The sequence below is a fragment of the Ruegeria sp. CDSC002 genome (assembly GCF_059610905.1).
In genome coordinates this window covers 22,891-36,531 of the sequence record NZ_JBXWOM010000003.1, presented here as the reverse complement: position 1 = coordinate 36,531, position 13,641 = coordinate 22,891, and the positions used below count along the sequence as shown (strand labels likewise).

General features: G+C 58.3%; 16 protein-coding genes. 8 read left to right on the top strand and 8 right to left on the bottom strand.

The features are described 5' to 3' along the window. The first annotated feature begins 6 nt into the window (after window positions 1–6). Genes AC2FJE_RS06355 through AC2FJE_RS06345 form a run of 3 tightly spaced genes read left to right on the top strand, consistent with a single transcriptional unit; the run spans window position 7 to window position 1,437 of the window. Window positions 7–621 carry an RNA polymerase sigma factor gene (locus AC2FJE_RS06355; RefSeq protein ID WP_496760792.1) on the top strand — a complete coding sequence of 205 codons (615 nt, stop codon included), beginning with the start codon at window positions 7–9 and terminating at the stop codon, window positions 619–621. Beyond that, window positions 614–967, top strand: coding sequence for a hypothetical protein (locus AC2FJE_RS06350; protein ID WP_496704544.1), 354 nt, complete (start codon window positions 614–616; stop codon window positions 965–967). Before AC2FJE_RS06355 ends, AC2FJE_RS06350 begins: the two co-directional genes overlap by 8 nt. Further along, entirely contained in the window at window positions 964–1,437 is a 474-nt protein-coding gene (locus AC2FJE_RS06345; RefSeq protein WP_496704542.1) for a periplasmic heavy metal sensor, read from the top strand. Before AC2FJE_RS06350 ends, AC2FJE_RS06345 begins: the two co-directional genes overlap by 4 nt. Before the next feature lie 5 nt (window positions 1,438–1,442). On the opposite strand, the gene AC2FJE_RS06340 is transcribed toward AC2FJE_RS06345, so the two are convergent. Continuing rightward, a complete protein-coding gene (locus AC2FJE_RS06340; RefSeq protein ID WP_496760791.1) occupies window positions 1,443–2,831 on the bottom strand; it encodes a diguanylate cyclase in 1,389 nt (462 codons plus the stop codon). An 87-nt stretch (window positions 2,832–2,918) separates the two neighbouring features. Between AC2FJE_RS06340 and AC2FJE_RS06335 the strand changes: the two genes are divergently transcribed. From AC2FJE_RS06335 to AC2FJE_RS06315, 5 genes are all read left to right on the top strand, one after another. Next, the gene (locus AC2FJE_RS06335) at window positions 2,919–3,200 is read left to right on the top strand and encodes a DUF3572 domain-containing protein (protein ID WP_496754892.1); all 282 of its coding nucleotides are present in this window, start codon (window positions 2,919–2,921) and stop codon (window positions 3,198–3,200) included. A gap of 25 nt (window positions 3,201–3,225) precedes the next feature. Continuing rightward, entirely contained in the window at window positions 3,226–3,918 is a 693-nt protein-coding gene (locus AC2FJE_RS06330; RefSeq protein ID WP_496754889.1) for an HAD family hydrolase, read from the top strand. Between the two features lie 120 nt (window positions 3,919–4,038). Then, entirely contained in the window at window positions 4,039–5,598 is a 1,560-nt protein-coding gene (locus AC2FJE_RS06325) for a trimethylamine methyltransferase family protein (protein ID WP_282119200.1), read from the top strand. Between the two features lie 120 nt (window positions 5,599–5,718). Further along, window positions 5,719–6,306 (top strand): heme NO-binding domain-containing protein, encoded by a 588-nt coding sequence (locus AC2FJE_RS06320; RefSeq protein WP_496760790.1) that lies wholly within the window; start codon window positions 5,719–5,721, stop codon window positions 6,304–6,306. Further along, window positions 6,303–7,313 carry a diguanylate cyclase domain-containing protein gene (locus AC2FJE_RS06315; RefSeq protein ID WP_496754885.1) on the top strand — a complete coding sequence of 337 codons (1,011 nt, stop codon included), beginning with the start codon at window positions 6,303–6,305 and terminating at the stop codon, window positions 7,311–7,313. The genes AC2FJE_RS06320 and AC2FJE_RS06315 overlap by 4 nt, the downstream gene beginning before the upstream one ends. Window positions 7,314–7,344: 31 nt before the next feature. Here the strand turns inward: AC2FJE_RS06315 and AC2FJE_RS06310 are convergent, their stop codons facing one another. The 7 genes from AC2FJE_RS06310 to AC2FJE_RS06280 form a co-directional block, all read right to left on the bottom strand. Next, window positions 7,345–8,043, bottom strand: coding sequence for a CbiX/SirB N-terminal domain-containing protein (locus AC2FJE_RS06310; protein WP_496760789.1), 699 nt, complete (start codon window positions 8,041–8,043; stop codon window positions 7,345–7,347). A 70-nt stretch (window positions 8,044–8,113) separates the two neighbouring features. After that, a complete protein-coding gene (locus AC2FJE_RS06305) occupies window positions 8,114–9,046 on the bottom strand; it encodes an AEC family transporter (protein WP_282168765.1) in 933 nt (310 codons plus the stop codon). Between the two features lie 63 nt (window positions 9,047–9,109). Then, window positions 9,110–9,907: an MBL fold metallo-hydrolase gene (locus AC2FJE_RS06300; protein WP_472723324.1), complete on the bottom strand. Its 798-nt coding sequence runs from the start codon at window positions 9,905–9,907 to the stop codon at window positions 9,110–9,112. Next, window positions 9,904–10,710: a TatD family hydrolase gene (locus AC2FJE_RS06295; protein WP_496704529.1), complete on the bottom strand. Its 807-nt coding sequence runs from the start codon at window positions 10,708–10,710 to the stop codon at window positions 9,904–9,906. Before AC2FJE_RS06295 ends, AC2FJE_RS06300 begins: the two co-directional genes overlap by 4 nt. Next, window positions 10,707–11,828, bottom strand: a complete 1,122-nt coding sequence (locus AC2FJE_RS06290; protein ID WP_496754877.1) for a DNA polymerase III subunit delta' — start codon at window positions 11,826–11,828, stop codon at window positions 10,707–10,709. The genes AC2FJE_RS06295 and AC2FJE_RS06290 overlap by 4 nt, the downstream gene beginning before the upstream one ends. 7 nt (window positions 11,829–11,835) lie before the next feature. Next, window positions 11,836–12,462 carry a dTMP kinase gene (gene tmk, locus AC2FJE_RS06285; RefSeq protein ID WP_496760788.1) on the bottom strand — a complete coding sequence of 209 codons (627 nt, stop codon included), beginning with the start codon at window positions 12,460–12,462 and terminating at the stop codon, window positions 11,836–11,838. Continuing rightward, window positions 12,459–13,625 (bottom strand): D-alanyl-D-alanine carboxypeptidase family protein, encoded by a 1,167-nt coding sequence (locus tag AC2FJE_RS06280; RefSeq protein WP_108861555.1) that lies wholly within the window; start codon window positions 13,623–13,625, stop codon window positions 12,459–12,461. Before AC2FJE_RS06280 ends, tmk begins: the two co-directional genes overlap by 4 nt. Window positions 13,626–13,641 lie beyond the last annotated feature (16 nt).

Sequence of the window (13,641 nt, the reverse complement as noted above, 5' to 3'; positions counted from 1 at the left end):
TGCGGGATGGAGGACCTGACCTCTGCTCCACAATACGTTCGCGGCGTGGATTACGCCGCGGACGAATTGGGCGACGATGTGTTGCTCAGGCAGTTTGCCGATGGCGATGCTGCGGCGGCGCGCGTTCTCACCGATCGGCTTGCGCCGCGCAGCTTATCAGTGGCCCTTCGGTTTCTGGGCAATCGCGCCGAGGCTGAAGATGTGACACAAGATGCGATGATGCGCCTGTGGCAGATGGCACCCGATTGGGTGCCCGGTCAGGCCAAAGTATCGACATGGCTCTATCGCGTGACGCTAAATCTGTGTGTTGATCTGCGCCGCAAAAAGACGCCGGACCTACTGGCGGATGTGCCAGAGCCAGCAGATGAAAAGGCCAGTGCGGCCGATCGTCTGCAGGACGCAGCCCGAAAGGATGCCCTGCAAATGGCACTATCACAACTGCCGGAGCGTCAACGACAAGCTGTTGTTTTGCGGCATATTGAGGAATTGCCCAACCCTGAAATCGCTGGGATCATGGGTATTTCGGTGGAAGCGGTGGAAAGCCTTACGGCACGAGGAAAACGGTCGTTAGCGGCGATTCTGGCCGGGCGACGTGATGAACTGGGGTACGACGATGACTGACGACAAAGACAATCTGGATCTGTTGTTCGCCCAAGCCCGGCAGGATCGGCAAGACTTGCCGGATGATCTGGCTGTGCGCATTCTCACCGACGCGGAATCTGTTCGGCTGGGTCGCCTGAAGCCAGATGAGCCAAAGACAAACTCTCTGTGGGCGCGCCTGCTGGCCGGGTTTGGCGGCTGGCAGGGAATGGGCGGTTTGGTTGCCGCCAGTATGGCGGGCGTCTGGATCGGCTTTTCAGCACCGGCGTTTTTGCCTGATCCCGCCAATTACATTTACGCGCAGGATGTTAGTTTCGTGGTCGCTGACCTAAGTCTGGATACGAGTTTTCTGGAGGACGCCGAATGAGCGATAGCCCCAAACCCAAAAACCGCTGGATGTCGGTTCTACTGGTCATCTCGCTGGCCCTGAACCTGCTGATCGTCGGCGTTGCCCTGGGGACCGCACTGCGAGTCAAAGGTGGGGATCATGCAAAATCTCCGCCAGGCTTTGGTTCGGCGCTGTATCGTGCGCTGCCAAAGGAAGAGCGTAAAGCCATGCGGGGCGAGCTGTTCGACCGACACAAAAAGGGGACACACAACCGATCCCAGGATTTTGCCCAACTCAGCACTGCTTTGCGGGCAAGCCCCTTTGACGCTGCGGCGGTTCAAGCCCTGCTAGACCAGCAAGCGCAGTCTATGGCGGACCTGCAGAATGCCCTGCAGCAAGAGTGGTTGGCTCGGGTAGAAGCCATGAGCGATGAAGAGCGTCTGGTCTATGCCGACCGGCTGGAAGAGGTCGTTAAACGCGGCCCGCGTGGCCACAAGAAAAAGGACTGAGGGTTTCAGGCAGCGCTCTGTCTGATCCTTACTTGATTGCGACCAGCCTTCTTGGCTGCATAAAGCGCAGTATCGGCGGATTTCAGCAACCGCTCCACCGGGTCACCAGGGGGCAGGGGCGGGATCGGTGCCGTCAGGCCGATGCTGATGGTGACTGGCACGGGGGCTGTGGTATCGGGCAGAGAAAATGGTGTCTTGCTGATACAGTCGCGCAAGGTTTTAGCCAGATCCATCGCCCCAGCCTGAGAGCTGTCAGGCAGACCTATCATAAACTCCTCTCCCCCGATGCGCGCGACAAAACCCGCCGCGCCAACCGTGCGCTTCATGCGCTTTGCGGCCTCGGTCAAAACCTGGTCGCCGCTGACATGCCCAAAACGGTCGTTGATGGTTTTGAAATGATCCAGGTCTGCCAACATGACAACGAAACCGTGACCGGTTTGCGATGGTTGTCGTGCCAACTTATCCATAGCTTGCATAGCATAGCGACGGTTGTGCAACCCAGTCAGGGGGTCGACCCACGACTCGGCCAGCCCGCGCTTTAATGAGGCGCGCATTTGGTCCATTCGGGCCTTTCGCGTGATCTGGTTATCCAGATGTAGTTGCACCTCTTCGACGTAGAACCCCCCCATACACACGGCGTCAGCGCCACGATCCAGCGCCTCGCTCGCCATTGTCGCATTTTCATCGGCCAAGACGGCGATCAATACGGTATGCCGAGTTGCCCCGCGTGACTTCAGGTCCGCCAACGTATTCAGGCCCGCGGCCGTCGTATCTATTTCGATTAGGATCGCGTCTGGCACTGGCCCTGACAGCAAAGCACGCATGTTCGAAGCTGCATGTGTGCTTAGGCTGTGATGCGATTTCTCGGACAACGCGGATTTCCACAATGTCCCGATCCGGGCGCTTTGGGTCAGTATGGCCACATGGGCCGATTTCGACGGCGTAATCAGCACGGTCGCGGGTTCTGCAAATCCGACTGGATGTGATCCGCCGCCCAGCTGAAGCTCTTGCGTATCTGCGCGCGCGCGCAGCAGACTGCGAATTCGCGCCAGAAGCAGGGTGTCCTTGAACGGGGCTGCCAACACGTCGTCCAACCCATCTGACAATGCCTGTAACCTTGCCGCCTTGTCGTTCTGCGGCGCGATTGCAACGACCGGTACATCGGCCAGTTCCGGATTCGCCATCACCAGTCTTTTGACGTCCGCAGCTGAGCCATCGGGCAGCGTTTGTGCCACCAGCACCAGATCGGGGCGTGTGCGACTTAGCAGCCCGGCCAGCCCCTGCAGCTTTTCAGCCTGAACCACGTGATACCACGCCGCCGTCAGCTGAACTTTTAGCATAATGCGATTGGTCGAAGTCCCGTCGAGGACAAGGATGGTTCCCTGCACGGACATATCTGTCACCGTTGATTGCATGCGTTGCCAAAGTGTTTATGAGTCTGGTTAACAAACCCTTTCCAAATGCATATTCGAGGCCTCTTTATGCCGATCACCGCCCAATCCGCCGAAACGCTTGCCCTGAACGTCCTGGGCTGGCTGGTCAGGAATGACGAATTGCTGCCGATCTTTTTGGGCTCGACGGGTGCATCCACCGAGGACTTGCGGGTTCGCGCATCAGAGTCGGAGTTCCTGAGTTCGGTTCTTGAATTCTTGATGCTTGACGATTCGTGGGTGATCGCCTTTTGTGACGCCAATTCCGTGCCCTATGACCTGCCGGGTCAGGCGCGGGCTGTTTTGTCTGGTGGCGACGTTCACTGGACCTGATTCAATTCACTGACAGGAACATGTAATGCCCATCGATGCGATCTTGTTCGACAAGGACGGAACATTGTTTGACTTTGCGGACACATGGGGTGGTTTCGGGCGCAGCGTGTTGGAAAAGTTGTCAGATGGCGACCAAAAACGGGCTGCCGAACTGGGCCGGGCCATCGGGTTTGATCCGGTTTCGGAAGAATATGCCGACGACAGCATCGTGATTGCGGGGACCGTCGAGGAGATCGCCGAAGCCCTTGCACCCTACTTCCCGGATATGCCCAGCGATGAGCTGATTGACATTCTGAACACGGAATCGGCGACGGCGACACAGGCCCCGGCTGTTCCGCTGGTTCCCTTCCTCGATGCTTTGCGGCAGGCGGGCCTAAAGCTGGGCGTGGCCACGAACGACGGGGAAATGCCAGCGCTGCAACATCTCGCCTCAGTCGGGATTCGCGACCACTTTGATTTTGTTGCTGGCTACGACAGCGGCCATGGGTTCAAACCCGGGCCCGGGCAATTGATTGCCTTTGCAACCCATGTTGGTGTCGACCCGTCGCGGGTGGCGATGGTGGGGGACAGCCTGCATGATCTTCAGGCCGGGCGAGCGGCGGGGATGATCACAATCGGTGTGCTGACGGGGTTGGCGCCGGCCAAGGCGCTTGCTCCGATGGCAGATGTCGTGCTGCCGGACATCGGTCACATTCCCGCCTGGCTGGCAGAAAACTGATCCAGCTTCGGCTGAATTCGACTGTCCAAGTAATAAAACCGACAAACCTTGTCGCAGACAGAGCGGCCACTGGGCCGACTTCAGGGCTTGCTTGAAGAAAGCAAGTTCCGGAGGGATCCAATGGCTGACACACAGACTCGCAAACGGCGCGGAGGGGGACGGGCAGGTGCGGCAGCGCGCAGGGGCAGCGCGGTGATCGACCAAATGCCGTGGAACCCGCCGATCAATACCGACAAACCCACCGAACCGCTGGACCAAGCTGGAATCGAAGCGATCCACGAGGGGGCCATGCGCATCCTCGAAGAGATCGGGATCGAGTTCTACAACGAAGAAGCCCTTGGCATCCTGAAAGAGGCAGGCTGTACGATCAATGGCGACAACGTTCGCATGGGTCGTGACTTTGTGATGGAAATGGTGGCCAAAGCGCCATCAAAGTTCACGATCACGCCGCGAAATCCTGACAAGACGATTGAAGTTGGTGGCAAAACCCTGTTGTTCGGGAACGTGTCTTCTCCTCCGAACTACTGGGATCTTGAGATTGGTACCAAGGTGGCCGGAAATCGCGAGATGTGCCGGAATTTGCTGAAGCTGACGCAGTACTTCAACTGCATTCACTTTGCGGGGGGCTATCCGGTCGAGCCGGTCGATATCCACGCCAGCGTCCGACATCTGGACGTGCTCTATGACAAGCTGACGCTGACCGACAAGGCGATGCATGCCTATTCGCTGGGTAAGGAACGCGTTGAGGACGTGATGGAGATGGTGCGGATCGCTGGAGGTCACAGCCATGAAGAGTTCGAAGCGACCCCGCGGATGTATACCAACATCAACTCGACCTCACCGTTGAAACACGACCATCCGATGATTGACGGCTGCCTGCGTCTTGCGCGGCGCGGGCAAGCAATTGTCGTGACACCGTTCACATTGGCCGGTGCGATGGCGCCCGTTACGATGGCCGGTGCGGTTGCGCAATCCTTGGCCGAGGCGTTGTGCGCAATTGCGCTGTTCCAATATGTCCGGCCGGGAATTCCCTGTGTTATCGGGACGTTCACCTCCAACGTTGACATGAAATCCGGCGCACCTGCATTTGGAACGCCCGAATATATGCGCTCAACCCAGATGACCGGCCAAATGGCAAGATACTATGGTTTGCCGATGCGGTCTTCGGGCGTGTGTGCGGCGAACGTACCCGATGGGCAAGCTGTTTGGGAGACGTCGAACTCACTTTGGGCTGCTGTGCAGTCGGGTACCAACATGGTGTATCACGCGGCCGGATGGCTTGAGGGCGGGCTGATTGCGAGCCCCGAAAAATTCATTATGGATTGTGAAATTCTGCAGCAAATCCAGCGATACATGCAGCCCGAGATCACAGCAACAGGCCCAGATGAAATCGCGCTGGATGCTATCAAGTCTGTTGGGAACGATGGCCATTTCTTTGGTATTCAGCACACCCAGGACCGTTACACGACCGCGTTTTATCAGCCGTTCCTGAGCGATTGGAAAAACTATGAAGGTTGGGACGTGGCTGGCGGCATCTGGACCGCTGAGCGCGCCCACCACATGTTCAAGGAAATCGTAACCAGCTTTGAGCCCCCGCCGATAGATGACGGGATTCGCGAGGAGTTGGAGGACTTTGTTGCCCGCCGAAAGGCCGAGGGTGGCGCGCCGACGGATTTCTAATGTAACAACAGTGACTTCCAGATTGAGACTCTGTCGGATTGCCATCACCGCAACGTGTTTTTTGGCTATTTGTTAAGGATTATCTGTCCAGATTGGGGCGTAACCAATTTGGGGCATCTCATGCATGGTCTGATCAATCGGGCAATACAATCATTTGTTTGCGCGACTTATGGACAACCCTGCTGGCTGCGGGTGACCGAGGCTGCGGGCCTGGGTTTTGCCGAGTTTGAGGCAATGCTGCTTTATGACGACGCCATGACCGCGCAGGTTTTGGACGTGTTATGTGCTGACCTGAATCGTCCACGGGCCGAGATACTGGAGGATCTTGGAACCTATCTGGTGTCACACCACAATATGGAAGATTTGCGCCGACTGCTTCGGTTCGGCGGTGTGACATATGTCGAATTCCTGCACTCGCTGGATGACTTATCGGATCGTGCCCGCCTTGCAGTATCCGATCTGCGTCTGCCAATGCTGGAGTTGTGTGAGGTGTCACCGGCAGAATATCACTTGTACTGCTACCCCGGTCTGCCAGGCTATTCCAGCGTGATGGTCGGCGTATTACGGGCAATTGCAGACGATTATGGAGCATTGGCCATGCTGTCGCATGAAGGGCAGCAGGCCGACGCTGAGGTCATCACGATCGTTCTGATCGAAAGCGCGTTCGCCGAAGGGCGTCATTTCGATCTGGGGGCACGCAAAACATGATGCAAACCTCTGAACTCTCAGCTCTTTTGGACACGTTGTGCCCCATGTTCGTGATGGTGGACGACAAAGGCATGATCGTAAACGCAGGACCAACGCTGCAAAAGCTTCGTCCGGACCATCCGATGCAGGGGCGCGATTTACTGGACGTTTTTGAACTTGTGCGACCGCGAACAATAACAACGATTTCCACGCTGTTATCTCTGACCGGTAACAAGGTGCATTTGAAATTTCACGACGAGCCTCGGACCGCGCTGACGGGGCTGATCGCGCCTTTGCCAAAAGGGAACGGGGCAATCATTAACCTGTCCTTTGGGATTTCTATCCTGGACGCAGTTCGTGACTATGCCCTGACCAGCGCGGATTTCTCTGGCACAGATCTGGCGATCGAACTGCTGTACCTGGTTGAGGCGAAAACGGCCGCGATGGAGGCATCGCGCTCACTGAACCTGCGACTGCAGGGAGCTATGCTGGCCGCTGAAGAACAGGCTGTGACAGACATGTTGACGGGGTTGAAAAACCGCCGTGCGATGGATGTGGTTCTCGGCCACTTGATCTCGGCCAATTGCGCTTTTGCGCTTATGCATCTGGACTTGGATTTCTTCAAAAGTGTCAACGACCGCCTTGGCCATGCGGCGGGGGACTTTGTGTTGCAACAGGCCGCATGCATTATGGAGGAAGAAACACGAACTGAGGACACGGTCGCCCGGATCGGTGGTGATGAGTTTGTTATCATTTTTAAAGGTCTGGTCGACGAAAGTGTCCTGTCTGACATAGCGGGGCGCCTGATCAGCAGGCTATGCCAACCCATGATGTTTCAGGGTGCCCAGTGTAAGATTTCAGCTAGCATCGGAACGGCCTTGTCCACGCAATTTGGCACGCCGGATGCGGCAGAGCTGCTGAATGCAGCGGATCAGGCGCTGTACGATGCAAAGCGGCAGGGGCGTTCGCGGCATTGTCTGTACTCGGCACTTGCGACCACTGGGCTGAAGCCGGCCAGTTCTCAATGACTTATGAATCCGCGCGGGGCGGGTATTTAAGTTAATCCAGCGCAATAGCCCGTGTCAGAATTTCCGCAATATGGCGCTTGATCGGGGGAAGATCTCCGACAACCGGCATCACGTGGCCATTGAACCGCGCTCGCTCTAGTTCCTGTGGCACGTCCTCCAAAACATGCCCGCCGGTGCTGGCAAAGAAGGGCAAGCACAGAGATTGATCGCCAGTCCCGGTCGCGGCTTCTGTAATGGACGGGGCCTCTTCCACAAAACCGACGCGGATGGATTGGAAGGTCATGCACCGGGCCAGTTCTCTGGAAAACTCAATGGCGACAGCTGATGGATTGCGGCTACGGCCCGATCCATGTGCCGCCAGAACCAGATCCGTTTTGTCCGCGTCCCACCCCTTGCCCGATAACGCATCCAGCAATGCGCCCGCAGCCAAAGCGGGGAGTTCTGGGTCAACGCCCAACGGGTCCAGAATTTGGATGTTTCTATCACCCAGACGCTTGGGCAGCGCACGTGTCACGAACCACCCCTTGGCCATAAAAAGGGGATAGATGACGGTTTCGTCGGGCAGTTCATCCAAACGAGCCTCCAGCATTCCAGGCGCAGCAAGCGTAGCTGAATGAACGCTGACGCCATCGCAATACGCATCGACCTCTGCCGCATAGGAAGCTAGCGCCGCTTCGGCAGGGGCCGGGTCCGAGGGTTGGCCGTGGGCGACGATCAGGGCGTGCGGCATTTAGGAGTATCCTGTGGCTTTTCAGTTAGGTGTGTCCGGCTGGTGCAAAGTCAATCCGTGGGACGTCACGCTATCCCAATAATGTCAGCCAAAGCCAGACTGTCAGGATCGAGACGCCGGTTCCGACCAGAACGGACGAGGCCGCGACCCGTTTTGCCCGTCCGTACATATTGGCAAAGATGTAAGCATTAAAACCGGGAGCCATCGCTGCCGTCAGCACGCCCGAGCGGAACAGGTCTTGCGGCAGACCAACTGTTGAGCCGAATAACCAGACAAGACTGGGATGCAGCATTAGTGAAATCGCGCAGACAAAGGCGATGGCGCGCAGGTCACCTTCGGGCTTGTACTTCACAAGTACTCCGCCAAGCGCGAACAGCGCCCCGGGCAGGGCGGCGCGAGTCACAAGGCCCAGCGCTTCGTCCACGACCGCAGGTATGCCAATACCCGACAGGTTCACGGCAAAACCCAGCGCGATGCCAAGGATCAGTGCGTTGCGGAACATGGCCGACAAGATGGATTTGACCATGCGGGGGCCACCTTGGCCGCGATTTCGAATAACCTCCATCACCGTGATGCCAACGCCGTAGCAAAAGGGTGAATGGAAGGCGATGATCGCATAGTTGCCGGTCAGGTTTTCGGGGCCATAGGCGCGTTCGGTAATAGGCAGTCCCAAAAGGACAGAGTTCGAGAACAGACAGCAAAACCCGATGGCAACGCAATCTTCCCAATCCCGGCCAAAGATCAACCGTGCACCGAACAGACCAGCAGTGAAACACAGGCCAGCTGCTGAGTAGAAGCTGACCAGAAGCCGGGGATCAAAACTAGCGCTTAGATCCAGATGCGAGATTGCAAGGAACAGAAGGCATGGGATTGCAAAGCCCTGGGTGAACTTCATCAATCCATCGATGTGAATTTCCTTGAAATACCCCAACCGGGTCGAGGCATAACCTGCCCCGATCACAAGGAAAACCGGTAGAATGACGTCGATCAGACTTTGAAGCATGGCACCGCTTTGCAGGCTGGGCCGACGCAAAATTGCTGCGTCCCAGGTCGGTTGCGTGGGGTCTTATAGCGCCTGATGGATCACCATTCCGTCATAGGCTGGGGTGATGTTGTCGGCAGTTTCTGCATCAACCGTGGCATAGTCCAGATCGATATGCATGTTGGTCAGAACCGCGCGCTTGGGGTTCAGTTGTTCGATCCAGCCCAGGGTCCTTTCCAGATGCGCATGGGTCGGGTGAGGTTTCCGACGTAGCGCGTCGATGACCAGGCAATCCAACCCTTCCATCATCGGCCAGGCCTCTTCGTAGATTTCCGCCACATCCGGCAGGTACGCCAGGTTGCCCATCCGGAAACCAAGCGAGTCGATCGAGCCGTGGTTGACTTTGAATGGCTGGAACGGGATCGGGCCGCCGGGGCCGTCCACCTCGAACGGGCCGTCGATGGACTTCAGGTCAAGGATCGGCGGGTAGGGTGAACCTTCGGGCTGGACAAAGGCGTAACCGAACCGTCCCAACAAGGCGTTCTGCGTGTCGCCATCGGCCCACACGGGCACGCGCTCGCGCATATTGAACACAATCATACGCAGGTCATCGATGCCGTGGACGTGATCGGCGTGCGAATGGGTGTAGATAACTCCATCCAGACGTCCGGTCCCGCTGTCGAGCAATTGGCTGCGCATGTCGGGGGAGGTGTCGATCAGCACCGAGGTTGTACCGTCCGGGCCGTCCCGTTCCACCAGCAATGAACAGCGGCGACGGATGTTTTTGGGGTTCTTGGGGTCGCAATCGCCCCAGTGCCCGCCCAGCCGGGGGACGCCGCCGGATGATCCGCAGCCAAGGATGGTGCATCGCAATTCGGTCATGCAGCCGCCTTGTAGGTCGCTGCTTTGGTGAACAACCGGTCAAAATTTGCCTGCGTATGGGCAGCAAAATCGGCGTAGTCCATCCCAAACACCTCGGCCCCTTTGCGCGCTGTGTGGGCGGTATAGGCGGGCTCGTTCCGTTTGCCGCGATACGGGGGGGGGGCCAGGTATGGCGCGTCGGTTTCAACAAGGATGCGGTCGACCGGGGCGCTGGCAAAGATATCGCGAAGCTCTTGGCTTTTGGGAAAGGCCGCGATGCCGGACATCGACAAGTAGAACCCCAGTTCAAGGGCGGCTTTGGCCAGTTCGGCAGAAGATGAAAAGCAGTGCATCACGCAGGAATAGGGCGCGTTGCGGTGTTCCTGGGCCAGAATGCGGGCCATGTCGTCATCGGCGGCACGGGCGTGAATGATCAAAGGCAGGCCAGTGCGTTGGGCAGCCTCAATATGCACCCGCAAGGATTGCTTCTGCACCGCTGCGCTGTCGGCGGTATAGTGATAATCCAGCCCGGTTTCGCCGATACCTACAAATTTGGGGTGCCGGGACAAGGCGACGAGTTCATCGACCGATGCCATCGGCTCATCAGCGGCACTCATCGGGTGCGTTCCAGCCGCGTAGAAGACCGGCGCGTGGGTTTCGGCGATGGCGCGGACGGTTGGTTCGTTCCGCAAGCGGGTGCAAATTGTTACCATGCGGGTCACGCCAGCCTCGGTAGCATTGGCCACGATCTGATCCAGCTGACCTTCGAAATCGGGGAAGTCCAGATGGCAATGGCTGTCGGTGATTTCGGGCGTATTGCTCATCTGCTCTGACCGGCGGTTTCCTGTATCTTGAACACCGTATCTAGGACCAGAGCGGCAGGGTCAAGGTTCACCGCCTGCCCATGACGCGCACGTGCGGTGATCACTGCAGCGACCTCTGCCCATTTGCGGGCCTGCTGCGGTGAGGCAGACAGGCGGGCAAGGGTTTCTGCCTCGTTCGGAGCGGCCTCGGGCATCGGGGCCGCGCCGGTTGCACCGGTCAGCGCAAGCCGGGACAGGGCGACGTCGATCAACGTCAGTAACAGTTCAAACCGCTCGGCCGCGCCACGTTGGGCAGCAGTCTCGGCCAAGGCAAGCGCGCGCTGACGGTCCATTCGGGGCAGGGTGCCCAGAATGGCGATCAGCTCGGCGTAAATCTCAAGCCCGCCCAGGTTTATCAGGCGCACCGCATCACCCACGGACCCGGCAGCCAGTGCAGCCAAATGATCCGCCTGTCCCGGCATTTCTGTGCCGGTCTGCATCAGCGCGGCTTCCATATTCTCAGATCCCAGCGGAGACAGGCGCAGTGTCCGGCACCGCGACCGGATTGTCGGCAACAGACGCGACGGCTGGTGCGAGATCAGCAGCAGGGTGGTGCGGGCCGGGGGCTCCTCGAGCATTTTCAACAGCGCGTTGGCGGCGCTGACATTCATCTCATCCGCGGCATCCACAATCACAACGCGGCGACCACCGTCAGTCGAGGAAAGGCCGAAGAACTTGCCAAGCTTGCGGATATCATCAACCACAATCTCATTACGCAACCGCCCCTGATCGTTCAGAGATCGGGTAATTGCGGCCAAGCCGGGCTCGGCCCCAGCCTGAATACGGTGCGCGACGGGGTGTTCAGGATCGATCTCAAGGCTATCGGGCGGTGGCGGTGCACCAAATAGCCCGTCATCCTCAGTCGGAGGTGTTGCCAGTAGAAATCGCGCGATCCGCCAGGCCAGCGTCGCCTTGCCGACCCCACGTGGACCAGTAATCAACCAGCCGTGGTGCAGACGCTCAGAGGTATAGGCACTTAGAAAAGCCTGTTCCGCCGCGTCCTGACCAAACAGGCGCAGTGTCTCGCGCGGGTGTGGGGCACCGGGTGCCTGATCCGGGGTTGGGGTGTCGTCGCTCATCTATCGTCTATCGCAAAGCTTGCAGAACGATATCTGTCACATCCTGTGCAACACTGTCCATGTCCCGGTTACCATCAACCACGCGGAAACGGTCGGAATACTCATCCGCAAGGGCCAGAAACCCTGCACGCATCTGTTGTTGCAGATCCAGCCCGAAATCTTCGAACCGTTCTTCTGTTCCCTGACGCCCCTTGGCGCGGGACAGCCCGGTTTCGGGGTCCATGTCGATCAAAACGGTCATGTCGGGTTCGCGCCCGATCATCAGGTCGTGCAATTGATCGACCAATCCCCGCAGATCGCCGCGCGACAGGCCCTGATACATGCGGGTGCTGTCGGCGAAGCGGTCGCAGATCACGACTTTGCCCTCGGCCAGCGCTGGCCTGATCGTGCGTTCCAAATGATCCCGGCGGGCGGCCGTAAACAGTAGGATTTCCGTCTCTGCGGACCAGCGATCCGTGTCACCTTCCAGAACAAGGCTTCGGATCTCTTCAGCGCCTGCAGATCCTCCGGGCTCGCGGGTCAGAACGACATCGTAACCGAGGCCACGCAAATGTTCGGCAAGCATTCGTGCTTGTGATGACTTTCCAGACCCGTCAATACCTTCGAAGGTCAGAAACAACCCTGCCTTCGTCACATCGCCTCCAGCGGATTGCCGATCACGTCTTCCAGAACAATACCGCCAACGGTTTTCATGCGCACGACAAAGCCGCCTACAGGCACGTCTTTGGCCGCGAAAAGTGGGCGACGGATTTCGGGCAATCCTTCGGGTGTGATCACCAGCTCAGCCAGTTTCTGCCCCTTTTCCACAGGCGCGTTGATCGGACCTTCATAGACGACCTCAGCTTTGACATCCTTGTCATTGAGAACTGGGAACAACAAGGTCAGATCCCCTTCGGGCACCAGCCCAACAGTCTTTTCTGCGCCCATCCAAATCTGGGCTTCGGCTATCGGCGTTTCGGCGTCGGCAATTGTCCTCTCGACAAAATTGCGAAACGACCAGTTAACCACGGCCTCAGCCTCCTCTGCGCGACGGGCGGTGCTATCGAGGCCGGTCAGGACAAAGACAACCCGACGGTCGCCTTGCTTGGCCGAGCCGACAAGGCCGTAACCCGCCTCTTGCGTGTGCCCGGTTTTCAGGCCGTCGGCCCCGATCCCCAGTTTCAGCAGCGGATTGCGGTTACGTTTGTTAGACGGCGCACGGCCATCAAACTCAAACTCTTCTTCAGCGAACAGTGGGTAGTATTCGGGGAAGTCGCTGATCAGCCGGTTGGCTAATACGGCAAGGTCATGGACCGACATCATGTGGCCCGCCGCCGGCCATCCGTTCGAGTTGGCGAAGTTCGAGTTGTCCATGCCCATCTGTTTGGCGCGCTGTGTCATGTAGCGGGCAAACCCGGCCTCGGTCCCATCGGGGCTTAGCGCCTCGGCAATCACCACACATGCGTCGTTACCAGACAAAACGATGATGCCACGCAGCAGATCTTCGACGCTGACACGATCCTGCGTGTTCAGGAACATGGTCGACCCACCATAGCTCATGGCGTGTTCCGACACGGGCAAGGTTTCCCCCAGGGTCAGGCGGCCATCGCGCAGCGCCTCAAACGCGACGTAGAGCGTCATCAGTTTGGACATCGACGCAGGCGGCAGGGGCTGGTCTGCTTCTTTCGACAGCAGAACCGTTCCGGTCGTCTGATCGATCACATAGGCCGCGCGGGCGGTTGTGTCGAAAGCGTGGGCGGGCAGGGCAAACAGCGCCAGCCCGAGGGTCAAAACAGATGATCGCAGTGAGGACAGCATGGGGGCCTCCTAGGTT